This is a genomic window from Acinetobacter sp. AR_0276, assembly GCF_003000705.1.
In the GTDB taxonomy this organism is placed as follows: Bacteria; Pseudomonadota; Gammaproteobacteria; order Pseudomonadales; family Moraxellaceae; genus Acinetobacter; species Acinetobacter nosocomialis.
In genome coordinates this window covers 583,601-605,370 of record NZ_PSQO01000004.1, presented here as the reverse complement: position 1 = coordinate 605,370, position 21,770 = coordinate 583,601, and the positions used below count along the sequence as shown (strand labels likewise).

17 protein-coding genes are annotated in these 21,770 nt (G+C 38.5%); 6 read left to right on the top strand and 11 right to left on the bottom strand.

Annotated features, from left to right (window positions below; all coding sequences use genetic code 11):
• Positions 1–38: 38 nt before the first annotated feature.
• From CSB87_RS03760 to ahcY, 4 genes are all read right to left on the bottom strand, one after another.
• Positions 39–2,891 (bottom strand): putative bifunctional diguanylate cyclase/phosphodiesterase, encoded by a 2,853-nt coding sequence (locus tag CSB87_RS03760; RefSeq protein ID WP_031952954.1) that lies wholly within the window; start codon positions 2,889–2,891, stop codon positions 39–41.
• A gap of 134 nt (positions 2,892–3,025) precedes the next feature.
• Complete coding sequence (locus tag CSB87_RS03755) at positions 3,026–3,748, bottom strand: 16S rRNA (uracil(1498)-N(3))-methyltransferase (protein WP_004886148.1); 723 nt, start codon at positions 3,746–3,748, stop codon at positions 3,026–3,028.
• 18 nt (positions 3,749–3,766) lie between these two features.
• A complete protein-coding gene (metF, locus tag CSB87_RS03750; protein WP_004707740.1) occupies positions 3,767–4,603 on the bottom strand; it encodes a methylenetetrahydrofolate reductase [NAD(P)H] in 837 nt (278 codons plus the stop codon).
• A 70-nt stretch (positions 4,604–4,673) separates the two neighbouring features.
• Positions 4,674–6,056 carry an adenosylhomocysteinase gene (ahcY, locus tag CSB87_RS03745; protein ID WP_031952953.1) on the bottom strand — a complete coding sequence of 461 codons (1,383 nt, stop codon included), beginning with the start codon at positions 6,054–6,056 and terminating at the stop codon, positions 4,674–4,676.
• A gap of 221 nt (positions 6,057–6,277) precedes the next feature.
• Here ahcY and CSB87_RS03740 point away from each other — a divergent pair, with 221 nt between their 5' ends.
• Positions 6,278–6,814, top strand: a complete 537-nt coding sequence (locus CSB87_RS03740; protein WP_031952949.1) for a cysteine peptidase family C39 domain-containing protein — start codon at positions 6,278–6,280, stop codon at positions 6,812–6,814.
• A gap of 38 nt (positions 6,815–6,852) precedes the next feature.
• Here CSB87_RS03740 and CSB87_RS03735 read toward each other — a convergent pair whose 3' ends face one another.
• From CSB87_RS03735 to lipA, 3 genes are all read right to left on the bottom strand, one after another.
• Positions 6,853–7,236: a carboxymuconolactone decarboxylase family protein gene (locus CSB87_RS03735; RefSeq protein ID WP_031952947.1), complete on the bottom strand. Its 384-nt coding sequence runs from the start codon at positions 7,234–7,236 to the stop codon at positions 6,853–6,855.
• A gap of 103 nt (positions 7,237–7,339) precedes the next feature.
• The gene (locus CSB87_RS03730) at positions 7,340–9,805 is read right to left on the bottom strand and encodes an acyl-CoA dehydrogenase (protein WP_106105035.1); all 2,466 of its coding nucleotides are present in this window, start codon (positions 9,803–9,805) and stop codon (positions 7,340–7,342) included.
• A 281-nt stretch (positions 9,806–10,086) separates the two neighbouring features.
• The gene (lipA, locus tag CSB87_RS03725; protein WP_001289255.1) at positions 10,087–11,100 is read right to left on the bottom strand and encodes a lipoyl synthase; all 1,014 of its coding nucleotides are present in this window, start codon (positions 11,098–11,100) and stop codon (positions 10,087–10,089) included.
• Between the two features lie 196 nt (positions 11,101–11,296).
• On the opposite strand from lipA, the gene sthA reads away from it, so the two are divergent.
• Positions 11,297–12,709 carry a Si-specific NAD(P)(+) transhydrogenase gene (sthA, locus tag CSB87_RS03720; RefSeq protein WP_002052850.1) on the top strand — a complete coding sequence of 471 codons (1,413 nt, stop codon included), beginning with the start codon at positions 11,297–11,299 and terminating at the stop codon, positions 12,707–12,709.
• A gap of 243 nt (positions 12,710–12,952) precedes the next feature.
• Here the strand turns inward: sthA and CSB87_RS03715 are convergent, their stop codons facing one another.
• From CSB87_RS03715 to map, 4 genes are all read right to left on the bottom strand, one after another.
• On the bottom strand, positions 12,953–14,167 hold the full coding sequence (locus CSB87_RS03715) for an MFS transporter (protein WP_022575359.1): 1,215 nt from the start codon (positions 14,165–14,167) through the stop codon (positions 12,953–12,955).
• A 169-nt stretch (positions 14,168–14,336) separates the two neighbouring features.
• The gene (locus CSB87_RS03710; protein ID WP_004707755.1) at positions 14,337–15,683 is read right to left on the bottom strand and encodes an MFS transporter; all 1,347 of its coding nucleotides are present in this window, start codon (positions 15,681–15,683) and stop codon (positions 14,337–14,339) included.
• A gap of 404 nt (positions 15,684–16,087) precedes the next feature.
• Complete coding sequence (locus tag CSB87_RS03705; RefSeq protein WP_004707756.1) at positions 16,088–17,206, bottom strand: OmpW/AlkL family protein; 1,119 nt, start codon at positions 17,204–17,206, stop codon at positions 16,088–16,090.
• Between the two features lie 206 nt (positions 17,207–17,412).
• Positions 17,413–18,237, bottom strand: a complete 825-nt coding sequence (gene map, locus CSB87_RS03700) for a type I methionyl aminopeptidase (protein ID WP_004707758.1) — start codon at positions 18,235–18,237, stop codon at positions 17,413–17,415.
• A 210-nt stretch (positions 18,238–18,447) separates the two neighbouring features.
• Here map and rpsB point away from each other — a divergent pair, with 210 nt between their 5' ends.
• The 4 genes from rpsB to CSB87_RS03680 all read left to right on the top strand — a co-directional run bounded on the left by rpsB (position 18,448) and on the right by CSB87_RS03680 (position 21,681).
• Positions 18,448–19,200, top strand: coding sequence for a 30S ribosomal protein S2 (gene rpsB, locus CSB87_RS03695; RefSeq protein ID WP_001982118.1), 753 nt, complete (start codon positions 18,448–18,450; stop codon positions 19,198–19,200).
• A 137-nt stretch (positions 19,201–19,337) separates the two neighbouring features.
• A complete protein-coding gene (gene tsf / locus CSB87_RS03690) occupies positions 19,338–20,213 on the top strand; it encodes a translation elongation factor Ts (RefSeq protein ID WP_002052897.1) in 876 nt (291 codons plus the stop codon).
• A 64-nt stretch (positions 20,214–20,277) separates the two neighbouring features.
• Entirely contained in the window at positions 20,278–20,760 is a 483-nt protein-coding gene (locus tag CSB87_RS03685) for a DUF3465 domain-containing protein (protein ID WP_004707760.1), read from the top strand.
• A gap of 96 nt (positions 20,761–20,856) precedes the next feature.
• Positions 20,857–21,681 (top strand): AraC family transcriptional regulator, encoded by an 825-nt coding sequence (locus CSB87_RS03680; RefSeq protein ID WP_004707762.1) that lies wholly within the window; start codon positions 20,857–20,859, stop codon positions 21,679–21,681.
• Positions 21,682–21,770: the final 89 nt, after the last annotated feature.

Genomic DNA, 21,770 nt, shown 5'->3' with positions numbered 1-21,770 from the left:
GGAAAAACCAGCGCATGTAAAATAGACTGTTAAAACAATTATGAAATATACGTATTTGATTGTAGATATTGAATAATCTGATTTGGATGGAGTGGGCGACTAAAGAAATAGCCTTGTAAAAAATCACATTGTTGTTTTTGTAGATAAATGACTTGTTCCTCAGTTTCAACACCTTCAGCAACTAGTTTTAATCCCATACTTTTGCCCATCGCAATCATGGCATTGACAATCGCTTCTTGTTTTTGATCACCAATTTTAGAAATAAAGGCTCGATCTATTTTCAAAATATCGATTGGGTACTCTGTTAGATAAGCTAAAGATGAATAACCTGTACCAAAATCATCGAGTGCAATTGAAATATTGCGTTCTTTAATTGAATGCAATAATTTTTTCACATTATCAGTATTGTCTAATAAAGCCGATTCGGTAATTTCTAGCTCTAAATTTGAACCATCTAACTGATATTGTTCTAAAAACTCATCCAAGTCATTGAGTAAAAGGCCTCGATGAATTTGTTGGGCAACAATATTTACCGAGACTTGGATATCTGTATAGCCAGCTTTTTTCCATTCTTGTAATTGTTTGCCGACTTTATCTAAAACGACTTTACCGATATCAGAAATAAGGCTACTACGTTCAGCAAAAGGAATAAACATATTTGGCATAACTAGTCCTTTTTCAGGATGTTGCCAGCGAATTAAAGCTTCAAAACCCTTAACTGATTTGTCATTTAAATTAATTTTCGGTTGGTAATAAACAACGAACTCATCATTTTGAATGGCTTTACGGAGTTCTTGTTCTAAATCGGCTGTCTTATATGGATTTGTTGTTTTATTACAATAATAGCTAATAGTATTGCCGCCCAGACGTTTTGCTTCTGACAATGCTTGTTCAGCGTGGTTGTTAAGATGGTCAACTTGTCTGCCATGTTCTGGAAAACAAGCGACTCCAATAGATGCTGTAATAAAATATTCCTGCTGATCAATATAAAAAGGTGCATTCAAAGCTTGTAATATATTTTGACAATATTGCTCAATATTTGGGTGAATCGGTGATATTTCATAAATAATCGCAAAATCATCCCCATTTAAATAAGCGACTAAAATAGCATTAATATTAGTGAGACGTAGACGCTGTGCAAATTGTTTCAGTAGTTCGTCACCACTATCATTATTTAAGAACTCATTAAATGCTCTAAATCTATCAATATTAATTCGAATTAATGCCAGATTTTTAAAACTATAAGAGGGATTGACTAAATATTGATGTAATTGATTGTAATAATAAAAACGGTTAGGAAGGTGAGTTAAACTATCATAATTTTTTAAATAAGATAAATGTTGCTCTTGGCGTTTTTGCTCAGTTAAATCACGTGCAAAACCAATATAATTAATGACTTGATTGTGTTCATCTTTAACCGCATTGATATGAAGCCATAAATAAACACTCTTACCCGAAGCAAATTTTTCATCAAACTGGCCCATATATTCACCAGTTTTAAGAAGTTGTTGGGTAATAGAGTCATGAAACTGTTGTTGCTGCAATTTCTGATTTATTGCGATGTTAAATAACTGCTGGTTTAATAACTCAGATTTCGAAAAACCAGTTAATTTTTCATAATAAGGATTAACATCAATATAATTAAGTTTTTCATCTAGAATGAAAATTCCTTCAGCAGCTTGTTCAAGCACAATAGCGCAGAGTCTTAAATGCTCTTGATCTTTTTTTTCCTGATGAATATCTCTGGTCATTCCAACCATGCGTAAAGCTTTATTGGTTTTAGGATCACGGCTAATGACACGCCCTACATCATGAATCCAGCGCCAAGAGCCATTACGACGTAAAATACGAAAAGTAATATTGAAATGATCAGATTTACCTTCCAAGTGTTCTTTTAAACGTTCATCAAATAATTTTCGGTCATTCGGATGAATACGCTCTAATATGGCTTTGAGATGTAAAGACGTATTTTGCGTTTGTTTTTGTTGATCAAAAAAGGTGATTTCTAGTTTTTGTTTTTCAATATCCCAGTCCCACGGTCGAATACCTGCAGTTTCATGGGCAAATGCTAAATTATGACGATGACTTTCAAGCCTCTCATTCATTTTGGTTAAGTCGTATGTTCTTTCACGTACTTTTTGTTCGAGTAAATGATTATTAAATTGAAGCTGTGCTTCAATATCTTTGGATTTATTTACTTCTTGTTGGAGCTGTACACATAACTCTTCAGCCCATTGAGTATGCTGTTCCGCGACTTGTACAAGTTGCTTATTTTTAAATAATAGTTGAGAGATTTTTTGATAGTTACGTTGAGTTGCATATGCACAAAGCAAAGTTGCTACAAAGGCTAAGTTATAAGCAAAGTAAAAAGGAAGTTGGGTGACTTGAGAATGGGTAAATTGACTAATAAGGAGTGGAACTGTACTTGGAATAAAGAGTAAATAAAAATATCGGGGCTGCTGAGTTAAAAAAGTAAGACCAATAATGTGTGCTGAAGTAATAAATAGGGCGATTAGGATATGAACATCGGATACGGAGATTAAGCTAGCTGGAAGCGAAAAATGAAGAACAATTATATTTATTCCCATTAAAATTCCAGAGAGCAAACAAATAGCTTGCAAGGTCAAATCAGTTTTTTTAATAAAATTAATATCGCGATATTGTGTTAAAAGTTTTGGAATAAATAATAGACATGTAAAAGTTAAAACGGTAAAGCCAATTGACCAAATAAACTTTGTAATGTAAGAAGTAAAGTAACAAGAGAAAATAAGGGCTGAAATTAGGCAAAGTAATATTAGGCTAATCAGATACCAGCGAATATATTGAATTGAGAGCCGGAGCTGTTCAATTTTTGTTTGATGCTGTAAATATTCTTCCTGAAGGCCAGACATAAGATTTTTCTATCCTATTTTTTTACATTTATACAGAAAGAATCTGATTTATCAGTGGAAAAAAATTTAAATTAATATTCATACAGTAAAAGTAAGTTAACTTTAATTGTTGATTTAATCAATGTTCAATTAGTTTATATGGATAAAAACCGATAATTTAAAATAGATAATGCTACAACAGGTGCAGTTTCAGTGCGTAATACACGATCTCCAATACACCAATTCATAAAACCAGCTTGATTCGCTTGCGTAATTTCATTTTCGCTTAAACCACCCTCTGGTCCAATTAATAGGGCAAGTTCAGGCTGAATCCCTGACAATACATCTTTTTGTTCTTTTTCAGGAGCTAAAACAAATTTAGATACAGGAAGTTCAGAAGAGCTTAGCCATTCATTAAGCGAAATAGGAGCTAAAACTTCTGGGACTAAGTTAAGTCCACATTGCTCACATGCTGCAATCGCAACAGCTTGCCAATGGTCTAATTTTTTTTGGTCTCGGTCATATTTCAAACGCATTTCACAACGTTCACTGGTTAAAAGCTGAATTTTGCTAACACCAAGTTCAGTGGCTTTCTGAATAGCATAATCCATTCGGTCACCTTTACTCATGACCTGACCAAGAATAGCTTTAAAAGGAGCGTTACGGTTTGCAGGATTAAAACTCTCAATTGTGACAAATGCATTTTTTTTATTAATTTCGGTCAATGTTGCGAGATATTCTCCGCCTTGTCCATTAAATAGAGTCGCTTGTTCTTGTAGTTGTGCACGTAAAACACGTACCCAATGATGGAATACCGATTCAGTCAGCTGAATTGTTGAGCCAACTGTAAGTTCAGTTTCGATAAAAAAACGATTCATTGGGTACGCCTTACAAAATTAATTTAAACCAAGATCAACAACAAGTTGACGAGTTGGTTCGACTTGGTTCATTGAGTAGAAGTGCAAGCTTGGTGCACCACCTGCAATCAGGCGTTCGCATAGCTTAACAACAACTTCATGACCAAAAGCTTTAATACTTTCACTGTCATCGCCATAGGCTTGTAACTGCTTACGGATCCAGCGAGGAATTTCAGCACCAGTACCATCTGCAAAGCGAATTAAGTTGCTTGCATTGGTAATCGGCATGATACCAGGAGCTACCGGAATGTTAATTCCAGCTTTTTCCAAACGCTCCATAAAATAAAAGTATGAATCTGGATTAAAGAAGAATTGGGTAATTCCAGCATTGGCACCAGCTTGTACTTTTTCAATAAAACGTTGGATGTCTGAATCAAGACTTTCAGCTTGAGGATGCATTTCTGGGTAAGCTGCAACTTCAATATGAAAATGATCACCTGAGTGCTCACGAATAAAACGTACTAAGTCTTGAGCATAAGGAAGCTCGCCAAGACCAACCTGTCCAGATGGTAAGTCACCACGTAAAGCGACAATACGGTCAATGCCTTGAGCTTTATATAAATCGAGTAGTTCAGCAATACGCGTCTTATCATCACCAATACAAGAAAGGTGAGGGGCAACAGGAGTGCCTTTACCGTTGAAATCTTCAATAGCGGCAAGTGTACGTTCGCGAGTAGAACCACCAGCGCCATAAGTAATCGAGAAAAACTCTGGATTTAATAGCTGTAATTCTTGGTGAACAATACGAAGTTTTTCAGCACCGGCATCAGTTTTTGGCGGGAAAAACTCAAAAGAAATAGGTGTACGTTTAGTCATGTCAAATCCTTGTAAACAGCGAAACATTTTAGAAAAAAGGGCAGTCGGTTCACCGTCTGCCCTTAAGTTCTTAGTATTTGTAAGCGTCAGATTTGAATGGTCCCTCAACAGCAACACCTAAATAATCGGCTTGCTCTTGAGTTAACTGAGTAAGTACACCACCGAAACCTGCAACCATTGCTGCAGCAACTTCTTCGTCAAGTTTCTTAGGAAGAACTTCTACGCGAATTTTTGCAGCTTTTTCGCTTGCAGGAAGGTCAGCAAATTTCTCTTGGAATAAGTGAATTTGGCCTAAAACTTGGTTAGCAAAAGAACCATCCATTACACGTGATGGGTGACCAGTTGCATTACCTAAGTTCACAAGGCGGCCTTCAGAAAGAAGGATAAGGTAGTTGTTTTCGTCTTCTGAACGATAAACTTGGTGAACTTGTGGCTTAACTTCAACCCACTTGTAACCACGTAAATAAGCTGTGTCGATTTCTGTATCGAAGTGACCGATGTTACATACAACTGCACCAGCTTTTAAGCTGTCTAGCATTGCGGCATCACACACGTGGTAGTTACCAGTTGTTGTTACAACAAGGTCAGTGTTGCCAAGAAGATCGTGGTTAATATCTTCTTTTTTACCTGTTTGTACGCCGTTTTTATATGGAGATACAACTTCATAGCCGTCCATACATGCTTGCATTGCACAAATTGGGTCAACTTCAGTTACACGAACGATCATGCCTTCTTGACGTAAAGATTGAGCAGAACCTTTACCTACATCACCGTAACCGATCACAAGCGCACGGCGGCCAGATAAAAGCATATCTGTTGCACGTTTGATCGCGTCATTTAATGAGTGACGGCAACCATATTTGTTGTCGTTTTTAGACTTAGTAACCGAGTCATTTACGTTAATTGCAGGTACTTTTAAAGTGCCGTCTTTCCACATTTCGATAAGACGTTGAACACCTGTAGTTGTTTCTTCGGTAATACCGTGAATGCGCTCTAAAAGAGTAGGATATTTTTCATGAACAAGAGCAGTTAAGTCACCGCCATCGTCCAAAATCATGTTGGCATCCCAAGGTTGACCATTTACATTGATCTGTTGTTCTAAGCACCATACATATTCTTCTTCAGTTTCACCTTTCCAAGCAAAAACTGGAATACCGCGAGCAGCAATTGCAGCAGCAGCATGGTCTTGAGTAGAGAAAATGTTACAAGATGTCCAGCGAACTTCAGCACCTAATTCAACAAGCGTTTCAATAAGAACAGCTGTTTGAATGGTCATGTGGATACAACCAAGAATTTTTGCGCCAGCAAGTGGTTTAGAAGCTGCATAGCGTTTACGTAAGCCAATCAAAGCTGGCATTTCTGCTTCAGCAAGTTTGATTTCTTTACGGCCGTAGTCAGCAAGTGAGATGTCAGCAACTTTGTAATCTGTAAATGAAGCATTAACCGCGTTCATCAGGATCTCCTAGGAAAAAATAGTATTGATCATTCTGTTCGCGGATGCCGTTGTTGGTTAAAACGAGTGTTTAACCGATCGTCGAGCCTGGCAAAATGATCTTTAGTGCCGATCATTTGTCGCAGCATCCCTCGACTAGCGAAACATTGTACTTGGAAAAGCTTTTAGTGCCAATCCAGTTTTGTTTATTATCTGCTTAATTACGACTTTAGGTTTAAATTATGGCCTTAAATATTCCCGAATCTTTGGCAAATCTCGAAGCGAACAGTGGAGTTTTCGCAGTTTGGATGGTACTAAAGCATTATGGGATAGAAATTGATGTCGCTGAGTTGATTAAAGTTTGCAGATATGAGCAAGATGGTACCTATACCATTGCTTTAGCTGTTGCTTTAAAAAAGTTTGGTTTTAATGTGTCCTTTCACTCAGATCATGATCCCAATATTAGCCCGAGCGAACGCATGAGCTATAAAGAAGCAAAGGTACTAAAAATTCCAATAGGATCTGCTTTCAGCTATCAAGATATTCAAGCTGCTATTCATAATGGAAAAATGATGATTGTGTACTACGACACTTTAGATGGCGTAGGTAATCAGTCACTGGTTTATTCTATAGATCAAAATGAAATTTGCTTTTTTGATAGTTTTGAGCCGATGTCGGCAACAGTTTTTGAGAACCAGCGTAATGTAGAAGGAATTTGCCGTCAGGCTATTATAATTGGTGATCGTAATTTAAATATTTATTCGACTACATTAAATTAGGTCAAAGTGAGCCAGTAGAGTTCTGGCTCAGATTAAAATTATTGTTGTTGATATTCTTGAATGACTTCTAAAGCAGCGCGAAAAGCTTCCTGAGTAGCGGGAGCGCCGCAATATGGCAAACTATGCAATAAAGTTTCCTGAATTTCTTCCACTGTACAACCATTGTTGAGTGCACCACGGACATGGCCTTTAAGCTCGGTAGGAGATTTAAGCGCAGTTAACATTGCTAGAGTGATTAATGAGCGATATTTACGTGATAGCACACCTTCACGTTGCCAAGTCGAACCCCAAGCATGTTCATTAATCCAGTCTTGTAAAGGCTGTGTAAAGGGTACCGTATTTTCTTGTGCACGTTTTACAAAAGCTTCTCCCATCACTTCTGTGCGTACTTTTAATCCATTTTCGTAATCTTGCTTAGACATTAATTTCTCCTAAAAATAAAAGCGTCGAGTGACGCTTTTATGGTTATTTATTAATTAATGCGAATCAAAAATGATTGCAATAGTGAATTGGTGGAGGCATCAGTCACACTATTTGATGAGGGTTTGATAAAGGCAGATCCTTGTCGAGTTTTTCATCAAAAACATCGGTAAGCATGCTGTCAAATCGAATTGCATTGTATTGCAACAATTGTTGAGCTTCGCTATCAGAAATAAAGCCTTCTTTTGTAGCCTGCGTAATATTCTCTTCAAAAGTAAGCCCTGTAAATTTTCCTTTAGATTCAGCTTTCTTAAACTTATCCCAAAGGGGCTCGATGGCTCTTAAAATCTGGAATGTATGTTCCAGACGTCCAGTCACGTCATTAGGTTCAGTTGAATAGTACACATGGTGTTTAAGTTGCTCTCTAAATGGGTGTTCTTCCATCATAAGTTCAGCTACTTGTTGTTTTAACTCATCGTCAGGTTTTGAAATCATGCGGCCTAACGGGAAACATATCCATTTTACAAGTGCTGCTGGAAACTTGGCTGGGAAGTTATCAAATAACCCCCAAAATGCTTCCTGAATATTCAAGAATGCTTTTTGTAATGCTAGTTTAGCATGCAGTTGTTCAGCTTCAGTTTTTTGCCCAGCTTCATAAAATTTTAAAATTGCAGTAGATATAAATAAATGCGCATGTATATCGGCTAAACGTCCTGATAGCATTTCTTTACGTTTTAAATCTCCGGCAAGTAAGCCAAGCGACATGTCAGAAACAAGTGCGAAGTTGGCACTAAAACGGTTAATCGTTTTATAGTAACTCGCAGTGAACTGATCTGATGATTGAGGTGCATCACTTGAACCACCTGTCCAACCATAAGCAAATGATTTTGCACCACGGTTAAAGGTATAGGCTAAGTGTTTAAATAACAGGTTATCGAATTTTTGAACTGCATTGGCTTTATCCTCAGACTGAAGCAATTGTAGTTCTTCAAAAAGATAAGGGTGACAGCGCATTGAACCCTGACCAAAAATCATTAATGAACGGGTTAAAATATTTGCACCTTCGACTGTAATTGCAATAGGAATAGCTTGATAGGTAAGTGCAAGGAAGTTGCGGGGCCCAAGCTGAATACCACGTCCACCAGCAATATCCATGCCGTGATTAACCACTTTGCGCATGGTTTCAGTTGCATAGTATTTTGCCATGGCGGTCATCACGGCAGGGGTTCCACCTTGATTTAAACCACATGTCACTAAATAACGGAATGCTTCAAGCATATAGGCATCACTGGCAATTTCACTACTTGCTTCTTGTACACCTTCAAATTTGCCGACAGAAATATTGAACTGTTGACGAATTCTTGCAAAAGCACCGACAGTTAAATAGCTCATTTCACCTGCGGCTGTGGCTAATGCTGGAAGGGAAATGCCACGACCGACGCCTAAGCATTCCATCAGCATGCGCCAGCCTTTACCAGCATTTTCTTGTCCGCCAATAATCCAGTCAATTGGAATGAAGACATCTTCACCTTCTACTGTTCCATTCATAAATGGAGAGCCGGGATAATGGCGTGCACCTATTTTCACACCTGCATGGCTTGCAGGAATGAGTGCGCAGGTAATACCGTATTCGGTTTTATTTTTATTGCCGAGTAGACCTTCAGGGTCATAAAGCTTAAATGCTAAGCCAACTACGGTGGCAATTGGAGCAAGCGTAATCCAGCGTTTAGAGAAATTCATGCGTAGACCAAGAACTTGAGCGCCTTCGTATTCGCCGTAGCAAACCACTCCCGAATCTGGAATTGCGCCTGCATCTGAACCTGCTTCTGGACTCGTTAAACCAAAGCATGGGATCTCTTCACCTTTAGCCAGGCCTGGTAAGTATTGCTGCTTTTGTGCATCAGTACCGTAGTGCATGAGTAGTTCGCCGGGTCCTAATGAGTTAGGAACCATACAACTCACCGCAGCAGTTAACGAACGCGAGGCAATTTTGCTCATAATGCGGCTTTGAGCAAATGAGCTAAATTCTTTACCGCCAAAGGATTTTGGAATAATTAGGCCTAAGAAACCTTTATCTTTAATGAATTGCCAAACTTCAGGAGGAAGGTCTTTTAATTGATGATGAATTTCCCATTCATCAAGCATACTACATAGCACTTCAACTTCATTATCGATAAAACTTTGCTCTTCTTGCGAAAGTGTAGGATAGGGATATTTTTCAAATTGCGACCAGTCTGGAGCCCCCATAAACAATTCTTTTTCCCACCAGCTTGTTCCTGCTTCTAAAGCTTCTTGTTCGGTTGTGCTGATGCTCGGCATTGAATTTGCCAGAGTTTTATATGCAGGTTGAGTAATTAAGTTAAACCGTAAAGGTTTAAATAAAATGATAATGCTCAGCGCAATAAGAGGAATACCTAAGAGTAATGACCATGGCGTTAAAATGAATGCAGTAAGTATGGCGACCGCAATCATAAGAATACTGCCAATGACTCTGTTTAGGTTAAAAAAGAAAATTGCCCATATTGCAATGAGCTGAATGACAATACTTAAAACAAAGAGTAGGAAAATCATACTTGCTCCTTGCTAGATAAGCCCTCAAGTTGGAAGTTACAAAAAAAGCGAGGAGAGATTAAGGCTTAACTAGCTAATTTTTTAATGCTGTTTAAATTTAATTTTTTATGTCGCAATTGATGTATATGCTAGAGCAGGGATATATCGTGCTTTTAGATATAAGATATTTTTAAATGAATGTGTAATGGCTTGTTTTATCGATTTGTCAAGAAATGTTATTGATTTTCTTATACAAATAAAAAGCCCTCAGATTAGAGGGCTTTTTAAAAAGATTTACTAGATTAAGCTTCGACGACCTGAACCGCGATTTTTTTAGCAGGATCTACTTTACGCCGAACTTCTGGTACTGGTTCACCATGATATTGGCGGTCAGCAAAATAACTTGAACGAACCATTGGTGCAGACCAGATATTTCTAAAGCCAAGTTTACGGCCATGCTCTGCATAGCGTTCAAACTCTTCTGGTGTTACAAAACGGTCAATTGGCGCGTGTTGTTTAGAAGGTTGTAAATATTGACCGATAGTCACATAGTCGACATCGTGAGCACGTAAGTCATCAAGTAATGCAATCACTTCTTCTTCAGTTTCACCAATACCTACCATCAAACCACATTTTGTTGGAATGTCCGGGCAGTATTCTTTAAACATTTTCAATAAGTTTAAAGAATGTTGGTAATCTGAACCTGGACGCATGGCTTTATACAGACGAGGTACAGTCTCAATGTTGTGGTTAAATACGTCTGGTGGACATTCAGTCATAATGCGTAAAGCAATATCCATACGTCCACGGAAGTCTGGCACTAAAATTTCGAGTAATGTATTTGGACTAAGCGCACGAGCTTCTTTAATACAGTCCACAAAGTGTTGTGCACCGCCGTCGAGTAAGTCATCACGGTCAACCGAAGTAATTACTGCATATTTGAGCTTAAGATTGGCAATTGTCTCTGCCATGTGACGAGGCTCATCAGGGTCTAATGCATTTGGACGACCATGTGCTACATCACAGAACGGGCAACGACGTGTACAAATATCGCCCATAATCATGAATGTTGCTGTACCACCACCAAAACACTCTGGTAGGTTAGGACAAGCTGCTTCTTCACAAACGGTATGGAGTTTTTGAGCACGTAAAGTCGTTTTAATACGCTGAACTTCTTCTGGTGCCGTCATCTTGACACGAATCCAGTCAGGTTTACGCGGCACTTCAACCGTAGGTACAACTTTTACAGGAATTCTTGCGACTTTTTCTGCGCCACGAAGTTTTACACCCTGTTCAGGTTTACGGTGTTCTGACATATTTAACTTTTCCACTCGTTTATAGAGACATTGACATTGTATTATAGCGGAGTTCTTTGGTTAATAGCGGAAAATAACTATTCATATAATAAATGTGGTTATTCAGAAATATAGGGTTGAGAAATACATAAATTCACCGCATATTAGTCATAATCTATTATAAAATATGGTCATTCAAGAGAGGAAGGAGCTTTCAATGCCACGTAAAAAAGAGGTCGTTAGTGGGAATTTCGTTAAGTACGATACGGTAGTTCTCGGTTCTGGACCTGCAGGTGAAGGCGCGGCAATGAAGCTTGCAAAAGCGGGTAAGCGTGTTGCAATTGTAGATGTGCGTGATCAACTTGGTGGTAACTGTGCTCACGTAGGGACTATTCCAAGTAAAGCATTGCGTCAAACAGTATCTAGTATTATTCGCTATCAACGTGATCCAATGTTTCAAAAAGTAGGTGAATGGAAACAGTTCACCATGAAGCAGGTTTTGCGTAATGCACACAAAGTAATTCAACAACAAGTTGATACACATACACGCTTTTATGATCGTAACAAAATCGGTGTATTCCATGGCCGTGCATATATTCAAGATAAAAATACAGTTTTAGTTTTTAGCCATGAAGGTATTAAAGAAACAATTATCTGTAAGCAAATCGTGATTGCGACAGGTAGTCGTCCTTATCATCCACAAGGCCTCGACTTTGACCATCCTCGTGTATTTGATTCAGATAAAATTCTTGATCTTGATTATTCAATTCAAAAAATCATTATTTACGGCGCAGGCGTTATTGGCTGTGAATATGCCTCAATCTTTATTGGTTTAGACCATAAAGTTGATTTAATTAATACTCAGCAAAAACTATTAAGTTATTTAGATGATGAAATTGCTGATGCTCTGTCTTATCACTTACGTGAGCAAGGAGTGTTAATTCGCCACAACGAGCAAATGGATCATCTTGAAACGTTTGATGACCACGTTGTTTTACACTTACAAAGTGGTAAAAAGATTAAAGCTGATGCGATTCTTTGGTGTAATGGCCGTTCAGGAAATACAGAAGGTTTGGGTCTTGAAAATGTTGGACTAGTACCGAATAGTCGTGGTCAACTTTCTGTAAATGATCAGTATCAAACTGAAGTTGAAAACATCTATGCTGCTGGTGATGTGATTGGTTGGCCTTCACTTGCTTCGGCTGCTTATGACCAAGGACGCTGTGCTGGTGCGAACATGAGTGGTGAAGATGCGAAGCCAGTGCGTGATATTCCAACAGGTATCTATACAATTCCTGAAATTTCTTCGATTGGTAAGAATGAACAGGAATTAACGGAAGAGAAAATTCCATATGAAGTGGGACAGGCATCTTTCCGACATTTAGCACGTGCACAAATTACGGGTGATACCGTGGGTGAGTTGAAGATACTTTTCCACCGCGACACTTTAGAAGTTTTAGGTATTCACTGTTTTGGTAATAATGCTGCCGAAATTATCCACATTGGGCAGGCAGTTATGCACAGCCCAAATAATACCTTGAAATATTTTGTTGAAACGACGTTTAACTATCCAACAATGGCTGAAGCATATCGTGTAGCTGCACTTAATGGTATGAATCGTTTATTTTGATTTTAAATAAGTTTTTCATAAAAAAGCCCGCAAACTTGCGGGCTTTTTTATTTTCATTAGACCATACGATTTTTATATTTTTATGACAATGTGCAGAGTGATTTCCATGTCTCATCTATTTAGTGTGGACAAAATGCTTGATTAAAATATTCAAATAAATCAGGTGTCTGCTTCCATAATACGATAGAAAGAACCAGAAGAGCGGCAATGAAGAAAGTCATAATTGTTTTCAAAAGTAAGGCATTATGCGTCATGAATAACAGCCTCCTCATTTACAAAGAAATGTACGATTACCCCTAATATACTCAATGCAATAGAGCAGAGCCAAATCGCATTGTAATTACCTGTTAAGTCATGGTTAACACCACCAAGCCAACCGCCAAAGAAAGAACCAACTTGATGGGTGAAAAACACGATTCCGCTCAGCATTGAAAGATATTTAACACCAAACATATTTGCCACAATACCGTTTGTAAGCGGAACTGTAGAGAGCCATAGAAGTCCCATGATGATGCCAAAAGCATATACCGTATAAGTGCTTAAAGGTAATAATAGAAAGGCAATGATTGCGATGCCACGGCTTCCGTAAAGTGCCATTAATAGTTTAGGTTTCGAGAAACGGTCTCCCAACCAACCTGCACCGTAAGTTCCCACAATATTAAACAACCCGACCAAAGCAAGAAATACTGTACCTGTGGCTGCATCAAAGCCGTGATCGATTAAATAGCCTGGTAGGTGGACACCTAAGAAAACAACCTGGAATCCGCACACTAAAAAACCTAAAGCTAACCACCAGAACGGCTTATGTTTTCTAGCAATATTTAGTACTTGTTTAAAGGTGAGCTGAGGTTGAGCGATTGCTTTTGGGGCTTGGTTGCTTGGCCCTTTTAACATCCATGCTAGAGGAATGATAAGAGCGATTAACAGCGCACTTACCATTAAAGCTGACGACCATCCCACTGTTTTAAGTAAGAGAAGGGTGGAAGGCAGCATAATAAATTGGCCAAAAGAACCAGCTGCACTGGCAATGCCCATTGCCATACTTCTTTTTTCTGGTGGAGCAGCTCGGCCTACTGCGCTAAGTAATACTGTGAATGAAGTGGCTGATAAAGCTAAACCAATAATAAGACCTAGGCTCAAATTCAAAATGAGTACACTTGAGCTAAAAGCCATTAAGAGTAAACCAAGGGCATAAAGTAATCCGCCGACAGCAACCACAACTTTACTGCCATATTTGTCTGCGATTGCACCGGTAAAAGGCTGCACAGCTCCCCAAATTAGGTTTTGCATAGCAATTGCGAGACTAAAAACATGCTGACCCCAACCAAAATCATGGCTCATTGGGACCAGATAAAGTCCGAAACCATGACGTACACCTAATGAAAGAGCCAAAATAATGGCACTACCAATGAGCATATAAATGAGTGATTGAGAAAACTGGTTGCTTGTTTTAGTCATTGTGAGTGTAAAGTTATAAGAATGTGATGAATCATTGTAAAAAATATATCGAATAATATCGATATATCTATAAAAATATTTAAGAAGAATTAAAAAGCTTGAAAGAGGTATGTGACGCTATAAAAAGTAAATAAGCAGAAATCATTTTAATTTCTGCTTATTATGAAAATTAAGCTGCGGAATTACGTTCAAGTAGAGCTTGTTCAAAAAGTACTTTTTCCTTTTCTTTATGCTCGGTTGTGAAGCGAATCAAAATTACGCTACAACCTGCAACCATAACCAGTCCACCTAAAATAAAGAGACAAGTTTGAACATCAAGTACACCTTTTAACAAGAAACCAGCTGCTACTGCTCCAGCATTCCCACCTGCACCAATAATTCCAGCAACACCGCCTAATGCATTGCGATCAATAAATGGTACCAATGCATACGTTGCGCCGCAGGCCATGTGAGTAAATAGTGCAAAGATAGTCATTGAAAGAATAGCGAGAGTGACGCCGTTCATTTGAGAGAAAAGAATCAAAAATAAACCTTCGCCTAAAATCATCAGTACAAGTACTTTAGTGCGTCCGTCTAGTCCTTTTTTAAGTGCGACTTTATCTGAAATAATGCCTCCCAATGCCCGTGCGAATAATGCGAGAAGGCCAAATATTCCGGCCGTTAAGCCCGCAGTTTTTAAATCCATTTTGAACTGATCAACATAGTACATCGCTGCCACGTTATGGATAAAAATTTCGATACCGAAGCATGCGCCATAAGCAAGAAATAAAATCCAGACGCGGTAGTTACGAGCAGCTTGCATTAAAATTGCCATACCGCCTTTTTTGCCACTGCCAACTTCAATACCTTGTGCGCGAACTTCTTTAAAATTTCCTTGAGGGCAATCTTGAGTTAGTTTCCAGTAAAGCACTCCCACAATCACCATCATTACACCAGGTACGATGAGAGCAATGCGCCAACCCATAGTTTGTTCGACACCAAACATGACAATTGCACCGAGTAATAAAGGCATTAACGCTTGAGTTGCACCGCCACCAGCATTGCCCCAACCAGCTGCTGCTGCATTTGCTGTGCCTACAACGTTAGGCGCAAACATAATACTTGTATGATATTGCGTAATGACAAAGCTTGCGCCAATTGCACCAATCAGCAAGCGGAAGAATAGAAAAGATTCATAACTGTTAGCAGCAGCGACACCAAATACCGGAATACTGCCGAGTAAGAGTAGGGCTGTATAGGTAATTCGTGGACCATATTTATCGCAAAGTGGTCCTACAGCAAGTCGTACTAAAATCGTAATCGCAACGGCGGCAATATTAATATTGGCAATTTGATCTTTTGTTAAGCCAAATTCGCCTTTAATAACAGGCATTAGAGGAGCACATGCAAACCATGCGAAAAAACACACAAAAAATGCGAGCCAAGACATATGGAACGCACGCATGGCTGGAGTTGAGAAACTAAATAATTTAATCTCAGTTGCTTTTTTTGCATCTAGATTGATATTTGAAGACATACGCCGTCCCCCTGAACTGAACGAAATTTTAATTTGCATGACAAAATGAATTGTCTATTTGCATACCGATCAGAGCGGACGTCATTGGCCGTCTTGGTTTATCCATTGAATCGCCATTGATTCATCATGTTGTAATAAAGCAAAGGACGTGCCAAAAAATAATTTTTACTAAGAGGAAAACTTTAGTTTTTAATTTTATTAAATTAGTTAGAAATTAAGAAAATTAATGACTAAAACAAAATTAAGAAAATAGGAAGCAATAGGAAAATGATGAGAGATTCTTTTAATAAGAAATGCTCATTTTTTTAGCATATTGGTTTAAAAAGAAGCAGCTTTAATTTTTTTAATAAAAAAGCTATAAAAGCCTTTAGTAAAGCTTTTATAGCTGGGGTGCTTTTAAAAAATTAGAAACGATAACCTATACCAACATATGTGATCAGTGGATCGATATCAATGGTCGTTTTTGCACGAATTAACTCTTTTCCAGTATTGCGATCAATTACATTAATTTTGGCATCACTGCTCATTTTTGAGTATGAAACTGAACCTACAGCAAACCAGTTTGGTTTAAAGTCATAGGTTGCGCCTAATGTAACAATTGGCGCAAAAGCATCAGTCGCTTTAAGTTTTACAACTGGATCTGCAGAAGATGTTTTACGATCTAGTGCTGCACCTGCCTTATTATCATGAATATTCTGTATCATGTGACCCGCTTGAATTAAATCGGCTTCAATACCAGAATTCATTTTTAAATCATTAAAGTAGGCATACATCACACCAGCTCCAATATAAGGACGGAACTTATTTACTCCTGTTTTGCCAAACTGATATTGCAATTCCACAGCTGGTAACCATGCACGTGCAGTCGCAGCCTTACCCCCTTGAGAAAGATCAGTAATATGAATGTCTTGTTTTAAAGGAATATCCCCACCCGCTTTGGCAATACCATCTCCTAAGATTCCTCCAATCACAGATCCATCTTTTAGTGGAGTAGCTTTACCAGAAAGAGGAGCATAAATATTACCTTTTCCATTAATATCTACTTTAGGTGGAATACCGCCTTTAATTTCTAAAGATAAATTGTCCGTAAAGTTGTAGTTAAACATAAGTCCGGCAGTATCAACATCAGCAGCTTCTAAGCCAGAACCTTGTTGTTCCCATTGAGACAGACCATTAATTTCTGCTGTACCTGCAAGTGATGAGGGAAGGGTGTCAGTAAACTTATCCAGAAGGCTAATAGTGCTATACCAGAATTTTCCTGAAGGTTTACTTTGGTCGATTGCGTCTAAAACGGCTTTTGTAGATACATCTCCAACTTTAGAAGTAGTTCCTTCTGCAACACTAGTATTAATATTAACTGGATTTGCGCTTCCTTGTGGCATGGCATGTAACCAGCCAGCAGAAACCGAAAAACGCTTGAAACCATCACCATCTTTAAAACTAAAATATGGTGAAGCAGCGAAAGTGACTGTAGGCAGAGCAAAAAAGGCAGCTGTCATACAAAATAATGACTTTTTCATCATAAAGGACTCCATGTCCGGACATTTGTTTACTGATTTTTATTGAGCCCACCATAGCGCGTTTTATTAAAATGATTGTGTAATAAAAATTAATAATTGTAATGTTTTTGAAATATTTGTTTATATTTAGAAAGATTTATTAATAAAAAGTACAAAATAAAAAATAAAAGGCTACATAAAGTAGCCTTTTATTAAATCTGATTAAATTATTAATTGAAGCGTGAGAGGTCTTCTTCAGGACGAGCTGTTAACACTTCAATACCTGTTTGAGTCACTAAAATAGTATGTTCATACTGAGCAGAAAGTTTATGGTCTTTAGTTACAACAGTCCATTTATCACCAAGCAATTTAGTCTGCCAAACACCCGCATTGACCATAGGTTCAATGGTAAAAGTCATACCTGCTTCTAAACGCATACCTGTACCAGGTTGTCCATAGTGCAATACTTGAGGTTCGTCATGGAAGACAGTACCGATACCGTGGCCGCAATATTCACGTACTACGCTAAAACGTTCTGACTCGACATATTTTTGGATGGCATGGCCAATATCACCTAAATATGAACCGTCTCTAACCGTTGCCATTCCACGATACATTGCTTCTTGAGCAACTTTACATAAACGGTTTGCCAAAATAGAAGTCTCACCACCCACGATATACATCATGTTAGTGTCGCCGTGATAACCGTCTTTGATCACGGTTACATCAATATTAAGAATATCGCCGTTTTTCAAGATTTTATTTTCAGAAGGAATACCATGACATACAACATGGTTAACCGAAGTACAGATAGAGTGTTGAAAAGCAGGGCGTCCTGGAGCACCGCCGTAACCTACGCAGGCTGGAATAGCGTGTTGTACATTTTCAATATGATTACGGCAAATCGTATCAAGTTCGAGGGTGCTTACACCGGCCTTAATATACGGCTTGATCATCTCTAGAACTTCAGCCGCCAGTCGTCCTGCAATGCGCATTTTTTCAATTTCATCTGGTGTTTTGATTAATCGACGTGGAGCTGTATAAGTACTGTTCATGATCTCTAAAAACTTTTGGTAATTTACAAGCGTCTATGGTATAAATAGCCGCCCATTTTATCAAATGCTTTTCGTGAATATCTTTTACGAAGAATTTTGATAGGTGGAGTAAAAAATCCGCACATATATCGTCACATTACTCTGGGTGCCCGTAAAAAGGTGGAGAATGCGGATATATGGAGGCCTAACCCAACTTTTAAGGTAAAGAAAATGGCAGATTACAACGTAAGCATGCGCGACCTTCTTCAAGCAGGTGCGCACTTTGGTCACCAAACTCGTTTCTGGAACCCAAAAATGCGTCAATACATTTTTGGCGCGCGCAACAAAATTCACATCATCAACCTTGAGCACACTGTTCCTGCGTTAAATGATGCTTTGAACTTCGCTAACCAATTAGCAAGCAAAAAGAACAAAGTTTTGTTCGTTGGTACAAAACGTGCTGCTTCTAACATCATCCGTGAACAAGCTCAACGCGCTGGTCAACCATATGTAGACCACCGTTGGTTAGGTGGTATGTTGACGAACTGGAAAACACTTCGCCAATCTATCAACCGTTTAAAAGATCTTCAAACTCAATCTCAAGACGGTACTTTTGCTAAGCTTACTAAACGTGAAGCTTTAGAACGTACTCGTGAGATGGAAAAACTTGAGCGCTCTTTAGGCGGCGTTAAAAACATGGGTGGTTTACCTGACGCATTATTTGTAATCGACGTTGATCACGAAGCGATTGCAATTAAAGAAGCTAAGAACTTAGGTATTCCTGTTATCGGTATCGTTGATACAAACTCTAACCCAGATAACGTTGATTACGTTATTCCTGGTAACGACGATGCGATCCGTGCAGTAACTTTATATGCTTCAGCTATGGCTGATGCAATTCTTGCTGGTAAAGAATACGCTCAATCTCAAGCGAACGCTCAAGCAAAAGGCGATGACGCTGCGAAAGACGCTTCTGAGGCTTAATGCGTTTTGACGCAGGCTTGTCATTTTTGCGACATGTAATGGTGGCAAATTAAGCGTCGAGAGTGCAAACGGCCCAGAGTTTCTTTGGGCCGTTTTTGTTGAACAGATTTATTTTCTACCGATTTTAGGAGATCAACATGACTGCAATTACTGCAAGCATGGTAAAAGAATTACGTGACCGTACTGGTCTTGCAATGATGGAATGCAAAAAAGCATTAACAGAAGCGAACGGTGACATCGAACTTGCTATTGATAACCTTCGTAAATCTGGTCAAGCTAAAGCTGCTAAAAAAGCTGGCAACATTGCTGCTGACGGTGCAATCACTATCGTTCAAGACGGTAATAAAGCGATCTTAGTTGAAGTAAACTGTCAAACTGACTTCGTTGCTAAAGACGAAAACTTCTCTAACTTTGCACACGCAGTTGCTGCTGCTGCTTTAGCTGCTGGCGAAACTGATGCTGCTAAAATCGCTGAATTAAAATTGGCTGATGGCCAATCAGTTGAAGAAGCTCGTATTGCGCTTGTTCAAAAAATCGGTGAAAACATCCAAGTTCGTCGCGCGAAAATCGTTGAAGGCGAAAACTTGGCTATCTATAAACACGGTTTAAAAATCGGTGTTGTAGTTTCTTACACTGGTGATGCTGACACTGGTAAAGGTATCGCAATGCACGTTGCTGCATTCAACCCAGTAGCAGTAAGCGCTGAAGCTGTTCCTGCTGACCTTATCGCTAAAGAGAAAGAAATTGCTGAAGCGAAAGCGTTAGAATCTGGTAAGCCAGCGAACATCGTTGAGAAAATGGTAACTGGTTCTGTTGAGAAATACTTAAACGAAGTTGCTCTTGACCGTCAAATGTACGTTATCGACAACGAGAAAAAAGTTGCTGATGTATTAAAAGCAACTGGTACAACTGTTGCTAACTTCGTACGTTTCGAAGTTGGTGAAGGTATCGAGAAAAAAGCTGAACTTAGCTTTGCTGAAGAAGTTGCTGCTGCTCAAGCTGCTGCGAAGTAATTCGTATCTTCAAAAAAAGCCCCTATGGGGCTTTTTTTATCCCTGTTGAAATCGGAATATAAAGATGACAAATAAAAAAAATCTGAGTATTGGCGGCATTATTATTTTATTAATCGCTGCATATTTCGGTCTGGATTTATCTGGGCATAAGAAAAATCAATCGCCATCATCAAGTCCTGCCACTCAGCATACTGAAACTACGTTTTCAAATGATGGGATAGATACTATAAAAGCTGCCTACGATCGCAGACAAAGTAATGTTCAAGTGCAGGGAAGTGGTCGAGTAAAAGCAATTTTAAGAGAAGATAATGATGGGACAAAACATCAGAAATTTATTCTTGTATTAAAAAATGGTCTTTCAATTTTGGTCGCACATAATATTGATTTAGCACCAAAAATTGAAGATTTACATAAAGGGGATATTGTCGAATTTAATGGTGAGTATGAATATAACGAAAAAGGTGGTGTATTGCATTGGACGCATCATGACCCACAAAACCGCCATGAAAATGGTTGGTTGAAACATAACGGGCATATTTACCAATAGAAATAGAGTATACATTTCTATCTAACAGCAATTTTGTTCTATGCATCTTTTTAAAACATGCTATGTTTTTTTTAGATAAATAGATGAGATGTATATATGCACCGGGAACAGGCTGACTACTTGCATTTGCGAGAGTTGGGCGGTTTAGAATTATTAAAAGCACATTACCATCAAACGCAATTTTCAAAGCATACCCATGAGGGATATTGTATTGGTGTTATTGAAGAAGGTGCACAGTCTTTTTTTAGGACGGGTCAATTACATGTCGCTCCTAAAGGCGACATTATTTTGGTGAATGCAGATGAAATTCACACAGGCTCATCTGCTGTTGAATCGGGCTGGCGTTACCGTGCAATCTATCCTACACCCGAAATGCTTGCTGAAGTAAGCCAAGATTTTTTTGAGCAAGGCCATGGGGCACCTTGGTTTCCGCAAGCAGTTATTCAGGACTTGGGTTTGTCTCAACAACTTTGTTTATTATTTGATTTATTAGAACAAAAAGACAATTTTTTACTTAAAGAAACCATGTATCTATCCACATTAGCATGTTTAATGATGCGCCACGGTAAATCTCGACACACCTTTTGTGAATTACCAGAAGCTTATTCGAAAATATTAAAAGTTAAAGATTTGTTGGCAGATATGCCTGAAAAGAATTTTTCTTTGCAGGAATTGGCTGACATGGCCGGATTAAGTGCTTGGCATTTTTTAAGACAATTTAAAAAACATGTGGGTTTGCCACCTCATGCGTGGTTAGTGCAGGCACGTTTGCAAAAAGCGAGACAGTTGTTAAAGCAAGGTGATCAAATTGTGATGGTTGCACAGCAATGTGGATTTTCTGATCAAAGTCATTTTAACCGTCATTTTAAAAAGGCCATGGGTGTTACACCTACCCAGTATGTAGCAAGTCTTAATCTCTAAAATTTATTTTTATTTCTAAACGCAATTTTGTTCAAGAGAAGTTAACCTGCATAGAAGAAAATCTATAAATATTTAATATTATAGATGTC